At 26.2% G+C, this 17,302-nt stretch carries 15 protein-coding genes; 6 read left to right on the top strand and 9 right to left on the bottom strand.

Features of this window, described 5'->3' with window-relative positions:
* Positions 1 to 27 precede the first annotated feature (27 nt).
* The 7 genes from hpf to gdhA all read right to left on the bottom strand — a co-directional run bounded on the left by hpf (position 28) and on the right by gdhA (position 9,564).
* Positions 28 to 804, bottom strand: a complete 777-nt coding sequence (gene hpf, locus BFL38_RS08540) for a ribosome hibernation-promoting factor, HPF/YfiA family (protein ID WP_069726656.1) — start codon at positions 802 to 804, stop codon at positions 28 to 30.
* Positions 805 to 820: 16 nt separating this feature from the next.
* Positions 821 to 2,137, bottom strand: a complete 1,317-nt coding sequence (gene rpoN, locus BFL38_RS08535; RefSeq protein ID WP_069726655.1) for an RNA polymerase factor sigma-54 — start codon at positions 2,135 to 2,137, stop codon at positions 821 to 823.
* Complete coding sequence (locus BFL38_RS08530; RefSeq protein ID WP_069726654.1) at positions 2,130 to 5,420, bottom strand: DUF4132 domain-containing protein; 3,291 nt, start codon at positions 5,418 to 5,420, stop codon at positions 2,130 to 2,132. The genes rpoN and BFL38_RS08530 overlap by 8 nt, the downstream gene beginning before the upstream one ends.
* A gap of 75 nt (positions 5,421 to 5,495) precedes the next feature.
* Complete coding sequence (locus tag BFL38_RS08525) at positions 5,496 to 6,332, bottom strand: TP0624 family protein (protein ID WP_069726653.1); 837 nt, start codon at positions 6,330 to 6,332, stop codon at positions 5,496 to 5,498.
* 67 nt (positions 6,333 to 6,399) lie between these two features.
* Positions 6,400 to 7,158 carry an ankyrin repeat domain-containing protein gene (locus BFL38_RS08520; RefSeq protein ID WP_069726705.1) on the bottom strand — a complete coding sequence of 253 codons (759 nt, stop codon included), beginning with the start codon at positions 7,156 to 7,158 and terminating at the stop codon, positions 6,400 to 6,402.
* Between the two features lie 67 nt (positions 7,159 to 7,225).
* Entirely contained in the window at positions 7,226 to 7,984 is a 759-nt protein-coding gene (locus BFL38_RS08515; protein ID WP_069726652.1) for a uracil-DNA glycosylase, read from the bottom strand.
* Positions 7,985 to 8,223: 239 nt separating this feature from the next.
* Positions 8,224 to 9,564, bottom strand: coding sequence for an NADP-specific glutamate dehydrogenase (gene gdhA / locus BFL38_RS08510; RefSeq protein WP_069726651.1), 1,341 nt, complete (start codon positions 9,562 to 9,564; stop codon positions 8,224 to 8,226).
* A gap of 775 nt (positions 9,565 to 10,339) precedes the next feature.
* On the opposite strand from gdhA, the gene BFL38_RS08505 reads away from it, so the two are divergent.
* From BFL38_RS08505 to BFL38_RS08485, 5 genes are all read left to right on the top strand, one after another.
* Entirely contained in the window at positions 10,340 to 12,010 is a 1,671-nt protein-coding gene (locus tag BFL38_RS08505; protein WP_069726650.1) for a Na/Pi cotransporter family protein, read from the top strand.
* A gap of 15 nt (positions 12,011 to 12,025) precedes the next feature.
* Positions 12,026 to 12,967, top strand: a complete 942-nt coding sequence (locus BFL38_RS08500; RefSeq protein ID WP_069726649.1) for a GDP-L-fucose synthase family protein — start codon at positions 12,026 to 12,028, stop codon at positions 12,965 to 12,967.
* Positions 12,968 to 12,975: 8 nt separating this feature from the next.
* The gene (gene gmd, locus BFL38_RS08495; protein WP_069726648.1) at positions 12,976 to 13,977 is read left to right on the top strand and encodes a GDP-mannose 4,6-dehydratase; all 1,002 of its coding nucleotides are present in this window, start codon (positions 12,976 to 12,978) and stop codon (positions 13,975 to 13,977) included.
* 8 nt (positions 13,978 to 13,985) lie between these two features.
* Complete coding sequence (locus BFL38_RS08490) at positions 13,986 to 15,086, top strand: glycosyltransferase family 10 domain-containing protein (protein ID WP_069726647.1); 1,101 nt, start codon at positions 13,986 to 13,988, stop codon at positions 15,084 to 15,086.
* Positions 15,087 to 15,302: 216 nt separating this feature from the next.
* Positions 15,303 to 16,061 carry a hypothetical protein gene (locus BFL38_RS08485; RefSeq protein WP_176720565.1) on the top strand — a complete coding sequence of 253 codons (759 nt, stop codon included), beginning with the start codon at positions 15,303 to 15,305 and terminating at the stop codon, positions 16,059 to 16,061.
* Here BFL38_RS08485 and BFL38_RS15170 read toward each other — a convergent pair.
* Both BFL38_RS15170 and BFL38_RS08480 read right to left on the bottom strand, forming a co-directional pair.
* Entirely contained in the window at positions 16,030 to 16,188 is a 159-nt protein-coding gene (locus BFL38_RS15170; protein WP_176720564.1) for a hypothetical protein, read from the bottom strand. The genes BFL38_RS08485 and BFL38_RS15170 overlap by 32 nt on opposite strands.
* Before the next feature lie 167 nt (positions 16,189 to 16,355).
* Positions 16,356 to 16,592 (bottom strand): hypothetical protein, encoded by a 237-nt coding sequence (locus tag BFL38_RS08480; protein WP_069726646.1) that lies wholly within the window; start codon positions 16,590 to 16,592, stop codon positions 16,356 to 16,358.
* A 170-nt stretch (positions 16,593 to 16,762) separates the two neighbouring features.
* Between BFL38_RS08480 and BFL38_RS08475 the strand changes: the two genes are divergently transcribed.
* On the top strand, positions 16,763 to 17,032 hold the full coding sequence (locus tag BFL38_RS08475) for a hypothetical protein (protein ID WP_069726645.1): 270 nt from the start codon (positions 16,763 to 16,765) through the stop codon (positions 17,030 to 17,032).
* Positions 17,033 to 17,302: the final 270 nt, after the last annotated feature.

Below are 17,302 nucleotides of genomic sequence, written 5' to 3'. Positions count from 1 at the left end.
TCCAAAATGGTAATTATAAATTATAAATTAAATATCAAACATTCTTATTAGAACAAATGAATTATCAGATTCTTTATACAAAGCCTCTGCCTGTTCTGTTATGCTGCTGATATAAACAACAAATTTTTTATCAGTGTTTTCTGTAAGATAATTTACAGCTTCACTCACATTATATTCTTTTATCAAATAGTTTTCGCTTTTGCTTGCATCTATGTGATTGTCAGGTGTTACGCTGACTTCATCTATATTCCAATATTCTTCATTATTGTTATATACTTCAAAGACTTTATTATCATTGCCTTTAAATAAGAATACAGGAAATTTTCCTATTTTTATACTGAATAAATCTTCTCCTTGTTTAATAGGTAAATAAGCCATATAAGGTTTTTTATCGCTATTAAAGTGCAATATAGCATCCAGCTCATCTAAAGGCTTTTCATATATTCCAACAGAATTGATTGAATAAGAATTGTCATCTTCTTCTGCCTGAACTGATTTATCTACAACAGCTCTTTGACTTCTGTCTATATTTCTTTCTTTAGATTTTCTTATTTCTCTTTCTATCTTTTGAAACATAGCATCTATTGCTACATACAAATCGTTTTCTTTTTCTTTATCATGAAATACTTTTTTACCAAAAGCTATAGTTCCCTGTACAGTATATTCACCATGCATATAGTCGCAAATAATATTGGCATCTATTATTCTGTCTGCATGTATTTTGATATTTTGCATCTTATTCGCTATATGTTCCCTAACATTTTTAGTAATTCTAACATTCTTTCCAATAATATTTTGATGCATAAAGTCTCCTTTTGTTTTATCTGTTTCTTGATGAAAAAATATTCATACTTTTTCTATATTTAGCTACGGTTCTTCTTGAAATATCAATACCTTCACTTTTGAGTATCAGTCTGACTTTTTCATCACTTAATTTTGCCTGAGAGTTTTCTATAATTCTTTTTATGATTTCTTTAACCCCCCTAGAACCAAGTCCGCCACCTACAGCTCTAGAGAAAAAATATTTTATAGAAAATGTACCCCAAACAGTGTTAAGATACTTACCATTAGCTATTCTGCTTATGGTGGATTCGCTTAAACTCACCTCCAAAGACATATCTTTTAAAGTTAATGGCTTCATAAACTCTTTTCCATACTCAAAGAAATTTATCTGAAATTTAAGCAAAGCTTCGCCTATTTTTAATAAAGTTTTTTTCCTATCATTAGAGGCATTTATAAGGCTTTCAGCTTCTTTCTTTTTTTCTTTTAAAAAGTTTATGCTATCTTTACTTTCTTCTCTATCTAATAGTTTAATATATTTTTTACTAATTTTCAAGTGGGGTATAAAAGTTTCGTCTGTTTTTACAATCCAATGCTCATTTTCCTTAAAGATAAATAATTCCGGCACTATATATTTAACAGCTGATGTATCGTATTCTCTGGCAGGGTAGGGTTCTAATGTCTGTATCAATTTTAAAGCCTTTAATACTGTATTAACATCTATATTTAAATTCAAAGCTATTTTTTCATAATTCTTTTTTGATAGCTCATCTAAATAATTTTCTACAATCTTTATTGCCGTATCATATATAGCTTTATCATCAGATTCCTTCTGCTTCATTTTTAATTGTATAGAAAGACATTCATTAATATTTTTTGCTCCAACACCATAAGGATCAAATGTTTTTATTATGGAAATTATTTTTTCTATTTGTTTTATGTCGGCATTTAATATATTGGAAATCTCTCCGCTTTCAACAGTTAAATATCCGTCTTCATTTATAAAACTGCATATTTGTTCTGCCAGCTCTATTTCTTTTTTATCATTAAAAGTAATATCTATTTGACTTTTTAAATGAGAAAATAGGCTTTCTTTTGAATTTTCTATTGTGTTTTCTATTATAGAATTAATATCATTTTCTGATGTTCTTGATGAAGATTTTGGATAATTATCATTAAAGTCATACTCTAAAAATGGATTTTCTTCCATTGCTTTTTCTATCTTTTCTTTAAGCTCTATTGCAGGCAGCGATATAACATCAAGCCATACTCTAGTTTGATAATTAAGTCTTAAATCATTTTTGATTGCAGTTCTTGTTTTTATATAAGTGTTTGCTGATAGAGAATTATTAATCATAAAAACCTAAAGATAAATAATAAATCATTGTGCTAATAAATCTTCTTTCTATATCAAAAGGAGAAATTATCCTGCCAAATTTATTATATTTTTCTAATTCATAAAATTTTATGCTTTCAATCAATACATCTTCATCATACATACTGCAGTCTATTTCGCATATTATTTTTAGAACATTATCTACCATATAGTAAGATACATATTCATTATAATATTCTGTTTTTATATTTAATTCTTTAGATAATTTGTCCATATATTCTAATGATAGTTTTTGTCCTTTAAAAGATATTATAGAATTATTTTCTACATCGCTGTCTTTTAATATATATTTTTTTATTTTAATCTGTTCTACAGGCTGCTCTATCTCATATAATTCCAATTGATAATACCAAGTTTTGTAAGTATCTTCATCTGAATCAATAGGATGATATAAAGTTATATAGCATTTAATTTGTTTAGGAAGTTCATATAAATCTTCATCTATAGAAATTAAAGAACCATCTTCCATATATCTGAAGCAGTCTATCAAATTTCCGTCTTCATCATAAACACCCCAAACAAATGCCAATGTGAAATACTGCATTACAGGATTTTCTACAAATACTTCAAAAAATGTTTCATAATCCCATTTTCTGCCATTAAACATAACTTTTTTTAATTTTTCTTTTTGATATGTTATAATAGCTTCAAGTGAATTTCTTATATTAGCTAGATCTTTTTTTGCCTCTTCTGCTTTTGTTTTATTATCTCCTTCTATAGGTTCTGGAAGTTCTTTTATTATCTTATGATTTTCATTGTCTATTACTTCTAAATAAGAATCGCTTAAAAGCTGAAGGGTAAAACTTTGCTTACCGTAATTTATTATTTTATTTCTCTCTACATTAAAGCCTAAATTAGGTATAACTTTATCGAATAAATTATCAATAGGTATATTCAAACACTCAGATGCCTTCTCAAAAGATGATATTGCTGCATTTCTTAATACCTTATTTTTAGACATGTATATGATATTATTTATTATCATTAATGCAAACTTTTCGCCGTTCATAGCTATTGCAGGTATTATATATGCCGCTAAAGATGATTTGAAATTATCATGCCAATATTCTATTCTGTCGTATAAACTTACTATTTGATTATAGTCTGCATAAATACAGTATGGTATGATAATATTTTTTTTATTTTCATCGCATCCATTATCAGACCAATATTTATATATTTTTTCAAATGTACTTCTGACAGAGTCCATATCAAATAAATCTATCATTCTATCTATATCTTTTATTCTATAAGGCTCATCAAGAAGCATATATTCAAGCAATATATATTTCATAACTTTTACAGGTATTTTTATACTTTTATCGCTTCTAAGAAGTACATCAGATATTAAATTCTCATCTACAAAATCTATTAAATTCTCATAATCATCATCATAGTAATCATCTATATATTGATTAATATCTTCAAGAGTTTTGAATTTAAATCCTTTTCTATTGCAATTCCATTTTTTTATTATTTTTTTTAATTCAAACTGAATATCTTTTCTATAGGCATGTATACTGCTTTCAATATAAGCTCTGGAATTGTATTCATCTTTTTCTATTAAACTTAAAGCACATTTGATAATTTCTTTATTTTTTAAATGCAGTACATAACAAATAGCAGAATAATTTGTGAATCCTGCTTTATCTTTTTTATATAGAAGTTCTAAAAAATCTATTAGAGCATAACTTTTATATGAGGCTGCTTTTAAAAATGTTTTATCATGAAACATTTCTACTGTATAATCAGCATTTTTAGTAACCAGCTTTAATATATATTTTGTGCTGAAAATGTAAATAGGGTAGGTGTATAGATATGTTATTATTAAGTCTTTTAAGTCTAAATCATATCCCTGTAAGTAATCTAATATCTCTTTTAATTTAATATTATAGAATTCTTTTCTGTCTTTAATCATTAATGGTATAGCTAAATTATATGGTAATGATTTCAATAAAGCACGGACAACTTTTCTAGACTTTTCATTATAGTCATACATGAGAACTATTATTTTTGTTGTAAATATTAATTCTTTGCTGATATTAACAGATAAATCATATTTGTTTATAGTTTTATTTTCTAATAATTCAAATATATTATCAGATTTTATATCGTATATTTTTTCTAATTCTTTTTTTATGTTTTCTATAAAATAATCTATATTATTGTCAAGTACAGTAATATCTGCCTTATCATCTTTTGCATTCAAAAGCACACAGTTTAGTACTGCTTTTATTTCTATAATATAAGGTATTTCAACTTTTTTTAATATATTATAGAGTTTATAAAATGATTCTTTATCTTTGCTGTATAAAGTTTTTATTGCTTCAAATACTTTATTTGAATTTACTGATAAATTGGTATCAAGATATTTTATAAGAAATATAAAATATTGCGGTATATTAAAATCTGAAAGATCATGTATGAATTCATCAAAACTTTTATTTGCAAATTTTTCACTGAAATTCTTTCTTGTTAAGAAAAATAATTTCATCATATACGCCAAATTTATAAATAAATCCTTATTTTCATTAAGCATATTATTTTCTATTAATTCTATAAATCTCTTTGATATACTATCATCTATATTTAATATAATGAAAAGAGAAAGTATAGAATCTAAATAATTTACCTTTTTTGAATATTCCAATATAACAGGTATTTTACTATAATCACCAAAATATATCTTTATACTTAAAGCCATTAAAGCTATTAATATATCATCTTCATATTCTTTTATGATGTCATCTATATTTGATGAGCATATATTTTCTATGTATTTCTCAGTTTCTTTAGGGAAATATTTTGAAGCATAATAATAATATATAAGTATATTAATTTTAGCATTCATTATTTCATTTGATATAGGATTTATACTATATGAATATTTTTTATAATCTCTGTTCCAATCATTAATCTTTTTCATAGATATGCATTTAAGCAATGCTTCTTTGATATTCATACCGGATATCATATTGATGATAAGTATTTCAAAAATATATATATTTTCTATTTTTTGCATGGATATAACTTTGAATAATCTGATTAAACTATCGTTTTGCTTATCATTGATATATAGATCCAATAAATTTGAATATATTATATGATTATTAGAAATGTCAAATTTTATTTCTTCGGTATTAAAGTTTATACTGTCATTTTCATTATTGACATATTTTTTTATATCATCTTTATACGGATGATTTTTAAAAATATCATCTATATAATTTTCTATAATACTCATAAGAAATAATCCCAAAAATATAATAGATACTATATCATGTTTTCAAAAAAAAATGAATAATAAAAGTTTAATAAATTAGTTTATTATAAATACAACTTTACAATTTTTTATCGCATTTTTTAGGTTAGGGCTGCTCATAATGATACTTGCATCTTCATTACCTATAACTAAATCACTTGAGAGTCTTCCTCTAGCTCTCCATGCTACAATATTATAAGGTTTTTTTCCTAGCGTATTTGTAATATTTTGATTTGTAAGGAAAGAATTTGTTGAATATGTAATATATCCATTTGTAGATGCTATAGATTTATTTATATATGCTAAACTATATATTTCATTTCCATCTTCATCGTATACTGTAGGAAATAATGAAGGCACGAAACCTATATTTCTTGCATCTATAACAAGACTATCATAATCTGCACCGGCATCAAAATATGTTACTATAGGTTCTGGTTTGTACATATTTATATTATTTATTAAATCAGACATAAGATTATTTGTTATGATATCTAATGCCATAAGAACTTTAACACTTGTTCTTGTAGGATATGATATACCTACTAATCTTGCATTATTTATGGAATTTACTACTTTTTCTTTTAAAAATCTATTTTCTTCTATTATGCTATATATATTATCTTCGCTGTCTATAGGAATATTTCCCAATGTATCGTAGAGTGTTTTCATAGTTTCTTCTTCGGCCTGCTGCTGTAATATTAATAATGCTTCAGGGTGTAGGCGGGTATCTGTAACAAAATCGGCTGTGGCATCTGCATATATAGTATATGTAGTATAATCAACTCTACCTTCTCCTATATTAACTAATATATTATTATTAGTTAAAGATAGATATTGAGGGAAAAGAAGCATATTTATAGTAATAAATAGTAAAATAACCTTGATATTCATATAAACTCCAATATACTGTAAATATTCTCGGTTTATAAAAAAAATACTTAAAGGTATTTTTTATAAGTTATCTTCTTTTTTCCAGCTTTTGCAGATAATTTGATACATTTATATAGCCATTGTATTTCATAACTTCATAAGGCTTTAATCCTATTGAGTTAACATCGGTGTAATTCATGTCATTATAAATGAGATATCTTGCCGTATCTATTTTTGTAGCATAAAACATGGCATTCTGACCCCAATCGTCTTTTTCATTAATATCAACTTTTAAATCCTCTACTAAATACTTTATTAATAAAAGATGTTCATTTTCAACAGCATACATAAGGATAGTTTTTCCTAATATATCTCTTTTATTAATATCAGCACCGTTTTTTATTAGAAGTTTTACTGAATATAAATCCCCATACTCGCAAGCATAATGAAGTGCTGTCTTACCGTTATTGTCAGCAATATTTATATCAGCATTATTATTTATAAGGAGATTCATTATATATGGATAATGTGAAGAAAGTATTAAAGCATTTTCTCCATTGGCATTTGTTATAGATATATCAGCATTTTTGTCTACTAAATAATCAGCTAAATCATAGTATCCTATAGATACTGCTTCCATAAGTAAAGTGTTGCCGTTTTTATTTACAGCATTAATATCTCCATTATTATCTAAATATTTGTTTATTCTTTCTATAATATCAGATAATTGATTTTTATGATTTATATAATCAAATATAGTAGGCTTTTTTGGAATATTAGAATATTCTATATTTTCATAAGTTTCATAATCTGCAGCATTTATTATATTGTCAAATGAATTAGGCATAAGACATTTGCATATTATGATCATTAAAACAAAATACTTTTTCAAATAAATCTCCTAAACTATTTTATTATTTATTTCTAACTTTATCAAGTTCGCTAAGCATAAACTCCAAATCTGCTATGACTTTATCTTCCTCTTTTTGATTCCTTAAAATATAAGCAGGGTGATAAGTAGCTATTACAGGCACATCTTTTCCATTATTATTGTAGTAATGTACTTTATTTCTAGCTTTTCCGAAAGGAGTTTTTAAGTCAAAATCTATTAAATTACCGAATCCATGACGGCCTAATGCACATATTATTTTAGGATTAAGTATCTGTAATTGAGTTACAAAAAAATCTCTGCAGTTGGCTTTTTCTTCAGGCAAAGGATCTCTGTTTTCAGGAGGACGGCATTTCAGAGCATTCATTATATAGTATTTTTCTTTATTTATATTAAGTCTTTCAATCCATTTATCAAGAAGTTTTCCGCCTCTTCCTACGAATGGAAGTCCTTGTTTATCCTCGTCTGCCCCCGGTGCCTCTCCTACAAATACTATATCAGGCTCTTCATCTCCTCGTCCAAATACCACATTTAATCTTCTATTGCATAATGCCTCACATTTCATGCATTTTTCTACTTCGCTATATATCTTTTTTAAATCTTCATTTTTTATTTCTTTCATTAATTCTATGCCTTCATTCTTAATATCTTTTTCTTCTTTTTTTACTGCTTGTTTTGCTTTTTTTGGATTTCTTAATACTATTTTTTTATTATGCTGACTGCATACAACATTTGAAAATTTTATTTTATTTTGCTGTAAAAAATAGTTTTCTATTTTGTTCATATTAATAAATCCTAAACATAATTTTTAAAACATTGCTTATATTATATAATAAAATTGAATTTATTAAAAATTTTTTATTTTTTATAAATGCTGTATTTTTTTGGAGAGGTTACACAAGCTAAAGAGAAATAATTTTTTAATATTTGATGAGTTTATATTAGATTGTTTTAGAACTATTTAAAAAAACATAATGCTGTCAGTATTTTTATACTAACAGCATTACCAAAAACTATAAAGTATTAAACTAAACCGTAAGGTATCATTATATCAGCTACTTTAACAAATCCGGCTATATTAGCACCTTTCAAATAGTCGCCTTTACAACCGTATTCTTCAGCAGTTTGATAACAAGTATTGTGTATATTAGTCATAATATTTTTAAGTTTGTTATCAGTATAATCAAACTCCCATTTATCCATAGACGCATTTTGCTGCATTTCTAAGGCAGAAGTAGCAACACCACCAGCATTTGTAGCTTTTCCTGGTGCGAATAATACTCCAGCTTTTTGGAATACTTCAACAGCTTCCGGAGTAGCAGGCATATTAGCACCTTCAGTAACAGATATACATCCATTTTTAACCAATGTTTCAGCACTTTTAGCATCAAGCTCATTTTGAGTAGCACAAGGCATAGCAATATCGCAGGCAATGTCCCAAATATTTCCATTTTCTAAATATTTAGCAGAAGAATGAGCAGAAGCATATTCTTTAATTCTTTTTCTTTCTACTTCTTTTAATCTTTTTACAGTATCTAAATTAATGCCGTTTTCATCATAAATAACTCCGTTAGAGTCAGAACAAGCAACAACTTTAGCACCTAATTGAGCAGCTTTTTCCATAGCATATATAGCTACATTACCAGAACCAGAAACTACAACTTTTTTACCTTCAAAGCCGTTTTTTCCATTAGTTTTAAGCATAAGGTCAGTGAAATATACAAGTCCGTAACCAGTAGCTTCAGTACGAACTAAAGAACCGCCGTAACCTAAACCTTTTCCTGTTAATACACCTGGCTCAAATCTGTTTTTAAGTCTTTTATACTGTCCGAATAAATAACCTATTTCTCTTCCGCCAACTCCTATGTCTCCAGCAGGTACATCAATATCATAACCTATATGTCTTTGAAGCTCTGTCATAAAGCTTTGGCAGAAACGCATAACTTCATTATCACTTTTTCCTTTAGGGTCAAAGTCAGAACCGCCTTTACCTCCGCCTATAGGTAATCCTGTAAGAGCATTTTTGAATATTTGCTCAAAACTTAAGAATTTAATAATACCTAAATAAACAGATGGGTGAAAACGAAGTCCGCCTTTATAAGGTCCTATTACACTTGAAAACTGTACGCGGAATCCTCTGTTTACCTGTATTTCGCCTTTATCGTCCATCCAAGGTACTCTGAACATTATTTGTCTTTCAGGTTCGCACATTCTTTCAATTATTTTTTGTTCAACATAATGAGGTTTTTTCTTTAATACAACTTCCAAAGTGTTTAATACTTCTTTAACTGCTTGGTGAAATTCTACTTCGCCAGGATTTCTTTTCACTATTTTGTTATAAATAGCTTCTAATTGTTCATTCATAGTTAATCCCCCTATTTTTAATTTTTATTTGTTGAAAACATTATATACTAAATAGTATTATTGTCAATAGTAATGTTACCGGTTTTTTTATTAAATTATTATTTTTTTTATAAATTTCAATTTTTTATATGAAAATTTGAAAAAATAGTCTGAAATGTTGTATTTTATGGAAAAAATTTAAGGTTATATTAAGGCAATATTATTATTAAATAAAAATATTAACCGTAAAAACTAATATATTTATTAGAGAAAAATGAAAATTTAATAAAATATATAAGTCTGATAACATATATCTGTACTTTTTGAATTCTATATTAAATAATTTTATAGTACAGGCTTATTTTAAAACTTGATTAATAAGTGATTCTAATGTTTTAATTTATAGTATTTTTATAAATTATGCCCCGGCAACATAGCTTATTTTTTGATGCTTTACTCCTCATCATGCGTGCTAACGAAGTCCGCTTCACAAAACTTATCTATGACATATGTAAGCAGGAGAAAGAATGTGTATTCATACATTAAAATAATAGCCTATACTACATGTAAAACATAATATTTATAATTTTAAAATTAAATAATTTTCATAATTAATCTTGTCAACTACTTTTGAAACAATTATATTATTTATTTGTATATATTATCGTATATTATTTTTAGATAAAAGCATATAAATGTTAGACTTTGTTAACATAATAATTTATTTTGATTGACTTTTTATCTATTTATGATATTCTAAGCACTCCTAGTTTTATAAAATTTATAGGATACATATATGCTTTTAACATTGTCTTTTTATTTAGTAGGCGGATTCGGACTTTTTATGTACGGTCTTAAAGTTTTTTCAGACGGACTTCAGGAAAGTACAGAAAATGCATTAAAAGATATACTTCATAAAGTAACTCAGAATAAAATATTAGGGATATCATTAGGTTTTCTTATAACGGCAATAGTTCAGTCAAGCAGTGCAGTTACGGTAATGACTGTAAGTTTTGTAAATGCGAATTTGCTTACTTTATCACAGGCTATTAATATAATACTAGGAGCAAATATAGGTACAACTGTTACAGGTTGGATAATATCATTGAATATAGATGTACTAGCATTGCCTTCTTTAGGTATAGGTTCTATAATAGTAATATTCGGTTCAGAGAATAGAAAACTAAGATTTTTCGGTGAAATATTGATGGGATTTGGTATGATATTCTATGGACTTATACTTATGAAAACTGCATTTGAAGGTGTAAGAGGTTCTGAAGATTTTGAAAAAGTATTTTTAATAGCCAATGCTGATACTATGTACGGAAGATTCCTATGTGTAGTAATAGGTATGGTTGTAACAGCTATAATACAATCAAGCAGTGCAGCTTTGGGGGTAACTATATCATTAGCTTCAGTTGGTTTAATAGACTATCCTACAGGTGTTGCTTTAATATTAGGGCAAAACATAGGTACTACAATTACAGCTGTTTTAGCCACTTTGGGAGCTTCCACTAATGCCAAAAGAGCTGCTTTAGTGCATTGTTTATTTAATATATTTGGTGTTATATATATGTTCTTCCTATTCCCATATTATATAAAATTAGTTGATATAATTGTGGGATTTATGAATATAGGAGATCCTAATCTTGTAGTAAATAATAAGTATGTCAATATATCATTTTATATAGCGGCTGCACATACTATGTTTAATATTATAAATGTTATAGTATTTTATTTCCTAACAGAAAAATTAGAAAAGATAGTTTGTTTCATTATTAAAGATAAAGAAGATGAAAAGCATGTCAGTGTTCTTTCTGATAAACTTCTTAATATGCCTGTTTCTGCTGAAATAGAAGTAAGGAAAGAAGTAACATATATGGGAGATATTGCTAAAAAAATGCTTGCAAGAATAGAGCAATTATTTGATAATCCTAGCGAAAGGCTTCTTACAAAGATAAGGGATCATGAAAAAATGCTGGATAATACGGATCAGGAAATTCATGCTTTTTTATTAAAATTACTAGGTAAAAATACTTTAAATTCAGCTAATATTGCTTCTCTTATTAATATAAGTACATATTATGAGAATTTAGGGGATAATTTAAAAGATTTAGGAAAGGCTATTATTAAAGGAAATGAAAAGAAAACATCATTCAATGAAACGCAAAAAGAAGATATAATAAAAATGCTCCATAATAATAAAGATTTTATAGATTATTTGGCAGGATTAATACTTGAATATTATTCTTTAAACAAAGAAAAGACTTATGATGAGGCTATGGAAAAATATCATCAGATTAAAGGATTTTATTATGAAGCCAGAGAAAGACATTATGATAATGTTGATAAATCATTAATACCTGCTTTAAATGCACATCTATACGGAGATGTATTGGTGTATTTCAATCGTTCTATAGGAAATTTGGTGAACATTGTAGAAGCTATAACAGGAAAAGATAAATAAAAGGAAATAATATTTATGGATAAAAATATGAAAATATACATAGCAGGTCATAGAGGTTTAGTGGGAAGTGCTATAGACAGAGTTCTTACTAAAAACGGATATAGTAATATAATAAGAAAATCACATTCAGAATTAGATTTAAGAGATAGAGAAAAAGTATTTAATTTTTTTGAAAAAGAAAAACCAGAGTGGGTATTTTTATCAGCAGCGAAGGTAGGCGGAATATACGCAAATAATACATACCCTGTTGATTTTTTACTATACAATCTTCAAATACAGAACAATATAATAGAAGCATCATACAAATACGATGTTAAAAAATTAATGTTTTTAGGTTCAAGCTGTATATATCCTAAAGAATGCCCTCAGCCTATAAAAGAAGAATATCTGCTTTCTGGATATTTAGAAAGTACAAATCAGCCTTATGCATTAGCAAAAATTGCAGGTATAGAATTATGCGATGCTTATAATAGACAGTATAATACAAACTACATTGCTGTTATGCCATGCAATCTTTATGGCATAAATGATAATTATCACCCTGAAAATGCTCATGTTATACCAATGCTTATTAGAAGATTTCATGAAGCAAAAATAAACGATTTAAAAGAAACTGTTATTTGGGGAAGTGGTACTCCTTTAAGAGAGTTTATGTCTTCTGATGATTTAGCAGAAGCCTGCATTTATTTAATGGAAAATAAAAATACCAAAGATATAGGTAAGTTTATAAATATAGGCTCTGGAAAAGAAGTTACTATTAAAGAGCTGGCAGAATTAATAAAAAAGACTGTCGGTTTTAAAGGAGAAATAAAATTAGATAGCTCCAAACCAGATGGTACTATGCGAAAACTGCTTGATGTTAGTAAAATAAATGCTTTGGGCTGGAAATACAAGGTAGAACTTGAAGATGGATTAAAAATAGCTTATGAAGATTTTTTAAAAAACTACAATAAATAGGATATAACATGAAAAAAGCACTTATAACAGGAATTACAGGACAAGATGGTTCATATTTAGCAGAACTTTTATTAGAAAAAGGATATGAAGTACATGGTATAATAAGAAGAAGTTCATCACTTAATACTGAAAGGATAGATCATTTATACAAAGATCCTCATATTAATGATGTAAAAATGTTTCTCCATTATGGTGATTTATCAGATAGCTCCAATTTGTCAAGACTATTAGAAAAAGTGCAGCCTGATGAAATATATAATTTGGCTGCTCAAAGCCATGTAAGAGTGAGTTTTGACATGCCTGAATATACTGCTGATGTTGTAGGTCTTGGTACTATAAGAATACTTGATGCTATAAAAGATACTAGGATAAAAACTAAATTCTATCAGGCATCAACAAGCGAATTATATGGAAAAGTTGTTGAAACTCCTCAAACAGAAAAAACACCTTTCTATCCTAGAAGTCCGTATGCATGTGCTAAATTATATTCATATTGGATAACTGTTAATTACAGAGAAAGCTACGATATGTACGCTTGCAATGGTATACTATTTAATCATGAAAGTCCAAGACGCGGTGAAACTTTTGTAACAAAAAAAATCACACATGCTATAGCTAGAATACTTAATAAAGAACAAGATAAATTATATTTAGGAAACTTGGATTCTAAAAGAGACTGGGGATATGCTAAAGATTATGTTGAGGCTATGTGGCTTATGCTGCAGCAAGAAAAGGCTGATGATTATGTTATAGCTACAGGTGAAACTCATTCAGTAAGAGAATTTTTAGATGAAGCTTTCGGACTTGTTGGGCTTGATTGGAAAAAGTATGTAGAGATAGATCCTAGATATTATAGACCTGCTGAGGTTGATCTTTTACTTGGAGATCCTACAAAAGCAAAAGAAAAATTAGGATGGAAGCCAAAAACTACTTTCAAAGAATTAGTAAAAATAATGCTTGAATATGATCTAAATAATGTTGGATTAAGTTTAGATAAATTAAAAAAATAAAGTCATTTATGAAAGATAAATTATTATTAAAAAAGAATTTGATTGAGTATTTAGTTTGGCCTATTCCTATAAGGATCATAAGAAATAAAATAAGAATAGATTCTGTTTATTTAAAAGATTTGGGATACAAAATAAATTATAATCATTACAAAAATAGTATAAAGGATAAAAAAACATTTTTTGTCAGAAATGATTGGCCTGTAAATGAAAAAGAGTTTAGTGAAAATATTTTTTATAATTTAATAAAAAAATATTATATTAATGATTTAGAAATAGGATATAATCCTGATATAGAATATTTCGGACCTGTAGGTAAAAGATATTTTTTAGAGCATTCTAAAGCTAAAATAAAAATATTTTATACGGGTGAATGCGTATCTAAAAATGCCATTAATAAAACTTGGGCACAATATTCTGATAACTGCATTGATTATGTTGATTTGTCGCTTAGTTTTGATAGATTAGATGAAAATAGGTATAAAAATTATGTGCGTTTCCCAATTTGGATATATGCTAATTTCCCTGAAATATTGCATAGTAAAAATTATACTAAAGATGATATAAAAAAAGTTATAGATAATATTAATAAAGCTAAATCAAAAAAAAATAAATTTGCTTCGTTAATTGCTAGTCATGATATAAGCAATATAAGAACTCAAATGTATAATAAAATATATAAAATAGATTATATAAATTGTCCTGGGAAGTTATTTCATAATGATGATACATTAAAACAAGATTTTAATAATGATAAAATAGAATATCTGAGAGATTTTAAATTCAATATATGTCCTGAAAATACTATTAGTGATGGATATATAACTGAAAAACTTTTTGATGCTTTTAAGTCAGGCTGCATACCCATATATAATGGCGATGAAAACATAGAACTTGATTTAGTTAATAAGAATGCATTACTATTTTTTAAAAAAGATGAAGATAATGATGAAGTTATAAAAGAAATAGAAAAATTACATAAAGATGACAAATTATTTGATTCTTTTCAGAAACAGATAAAAATATATGATTCTATGGTTGATTATCTTTGGGAAAGAAGAACTAAAATACTGAATAGATTAGAAACTCTCATAAATGAAAGATTAAAATAATATAATTTTAATGTTTAAATAAGCGGACATCTATATAATAATGAAATATAATATTACTATAGATTAACACTCTATATCATAATTTATTATACAGATTTGTTTTATTTATAAAAATAAAGTACAATTAAAAAATATATACATAAATAACAAATTATTTAATTTTTTGAAACAAATAAATTTAAACTTTAATTAAGTATAAAAATTGGAGATTTTTATATGGATAGAAATTTTGTACATTATTTAATATGGTTTATACCAATTAGAAGTTTGAGAGATAAATTGAGATGGTCAATTATGAGAGAGCATCTTAGTACAAGGAATTTTTGTTATTGGGTAAATTATCTATTTTATTCAAAAAATGTTAAAAATAAGAAAACATTTTTTATTACTAATGATTGGGCAATGGATGAAAAAGAATTTTATAAAAGTGGCTTTTATAATTTAATAAAAAAATATTATATTAATGACTTAGAAGTTAGTTATAAAGCAGACATAGAAGTTTTTGGCCCTATAGGTAATAGATATTTTTTAGAAAAATCAAAGGCTAAAATAAAAATATTTTATACAGGTGAATGCGTATCAAATAGTGCTGTTGATAAAAGTTGGTCTAAATATTCGGATAATTGTATTAATGATGTTGATTTATCACTTAGTTTTGACAGATTAGATGAAAATAAATGTCAAAATTATGTTAGATTTCCTGTATGGATATTTTATCACTTTAATGGAATATTAGATAATAAAGATTATACTAAAGATGATATAAAAAAAGTTATAGATAATATTAATAATGCTAAGTCAAAAAAGAATAAATTTGCTTCATTAGTTGCAGGTCATGATGTAAGCAATATAAGAGCTCAAATGTATGATAAAATATTAAAAATAGATAATATAAGCTGTCCGGGAAAATTATTTCATAATGATGATACATTAAAAGAAGATTTTAATAATAATAAAATAGAATATTTAATATAACACTTTTATTATTTTCTAGCATTTCAAGTAAAGATTTAAACTTATCTGCCGCATATTCATATTCTTTTTTTTCTAATAAGTCTAAAGCCTTTTCATAAACTATAAAAAACATTCTTAATTTAATCATCTTTAATTCCTCTTTTTTAATTATTTATTTATGTGATGACAATAACTCTGTTCCTAAAGATAGCAAGTTCTTTTCCGCAGAAAATAAACTTTTTTCCACTTATTAATTAAAATTAAGGCAAAAAAAATAGGACTGTTTTTAGCAGCCCTACAAAAAATTATTTTTCCTTATCTTTTCTTTGACAGTTGATTATATAATCTTTTATATAATCTTAAATCATTAGTCATACTAGAATAATATTTAAATTTCCCTCTCTTTGTAAAAACTAAACAATTCACATTTTTTTTATATAAAGCATATTTTTCTCTATCAAATACTATAATACTATTTTTATTTTCTAATATTAATAAATTATTACCTAATTTTTTTTTGGCATCTTCTAATGTTGTTATTTTATTATCCATATATAACCTCTTTTTTAATTATTTATTTATGTGATGACAATAACTCTGTTCCTAAAGATAGCAAGTTCTTTTCCGTAAAAAAATTATTTTTTAAATTGCCAAATTGTTAAATTGGTTATTTTTATAATTTTTTATCAATAAAATAATATAATTCAAAAAAGGAGATTTTAATGGATTCTAGAAATGGTATTACTATTAATTTTAATCAAGATATATATAGATGGGTTGTAAAAATGGTTGAAAAATCTAAGGCTGATCCTTTGAACTATTCTAATGCCACATTTGGAGGTTTTGTGCAGGCTTGTGTTGCAAAAGCCAAAAAAGAATGGGAAGAGAAAGGCAGCGAGATGCAGAAATTACAAAAAAGAGTAGCTGCATTAGAAGAGACTGTAAAAAGAATTGATGAATTAGAAAATAAAATTAAAGAATTAGAAAAATAATGCTGATACCCCCTAATAAAAAAGTTATCGCCATGCACAAAAGACTCCCCACTCGTTGCACCGATTGAAATCCTGTAGAGATTTTACCCACCCCCACCAAACAAATATAAATCAGTTATAATTTTATTTAATGAATAAAAGTTAAAAAAAAATTATTTTTTTATTAAATTACTATTGACTTTTTGATTAAATGCGTATATAATATGTATATATTCAACGAAAGGAGGATATAAAAATATGGAAGCTATAACTTTCATAACTGCAGTGATA

The sequence above is a fragment of the Brachyspira hampsonii genome, assembly GCF_001746205.1.
GTDB lineage: Bacteria > Spirochaetota > Brachyspiria > Brachyspirales > Brachyspiraceae > Brachyspira > Brachyspira hampsonii_B.
The sequence above is the reverse complement of the archived record's forward strand: the minus strand, read 5'-3'. Positions and strand labels throughout refer to the sequence as shown.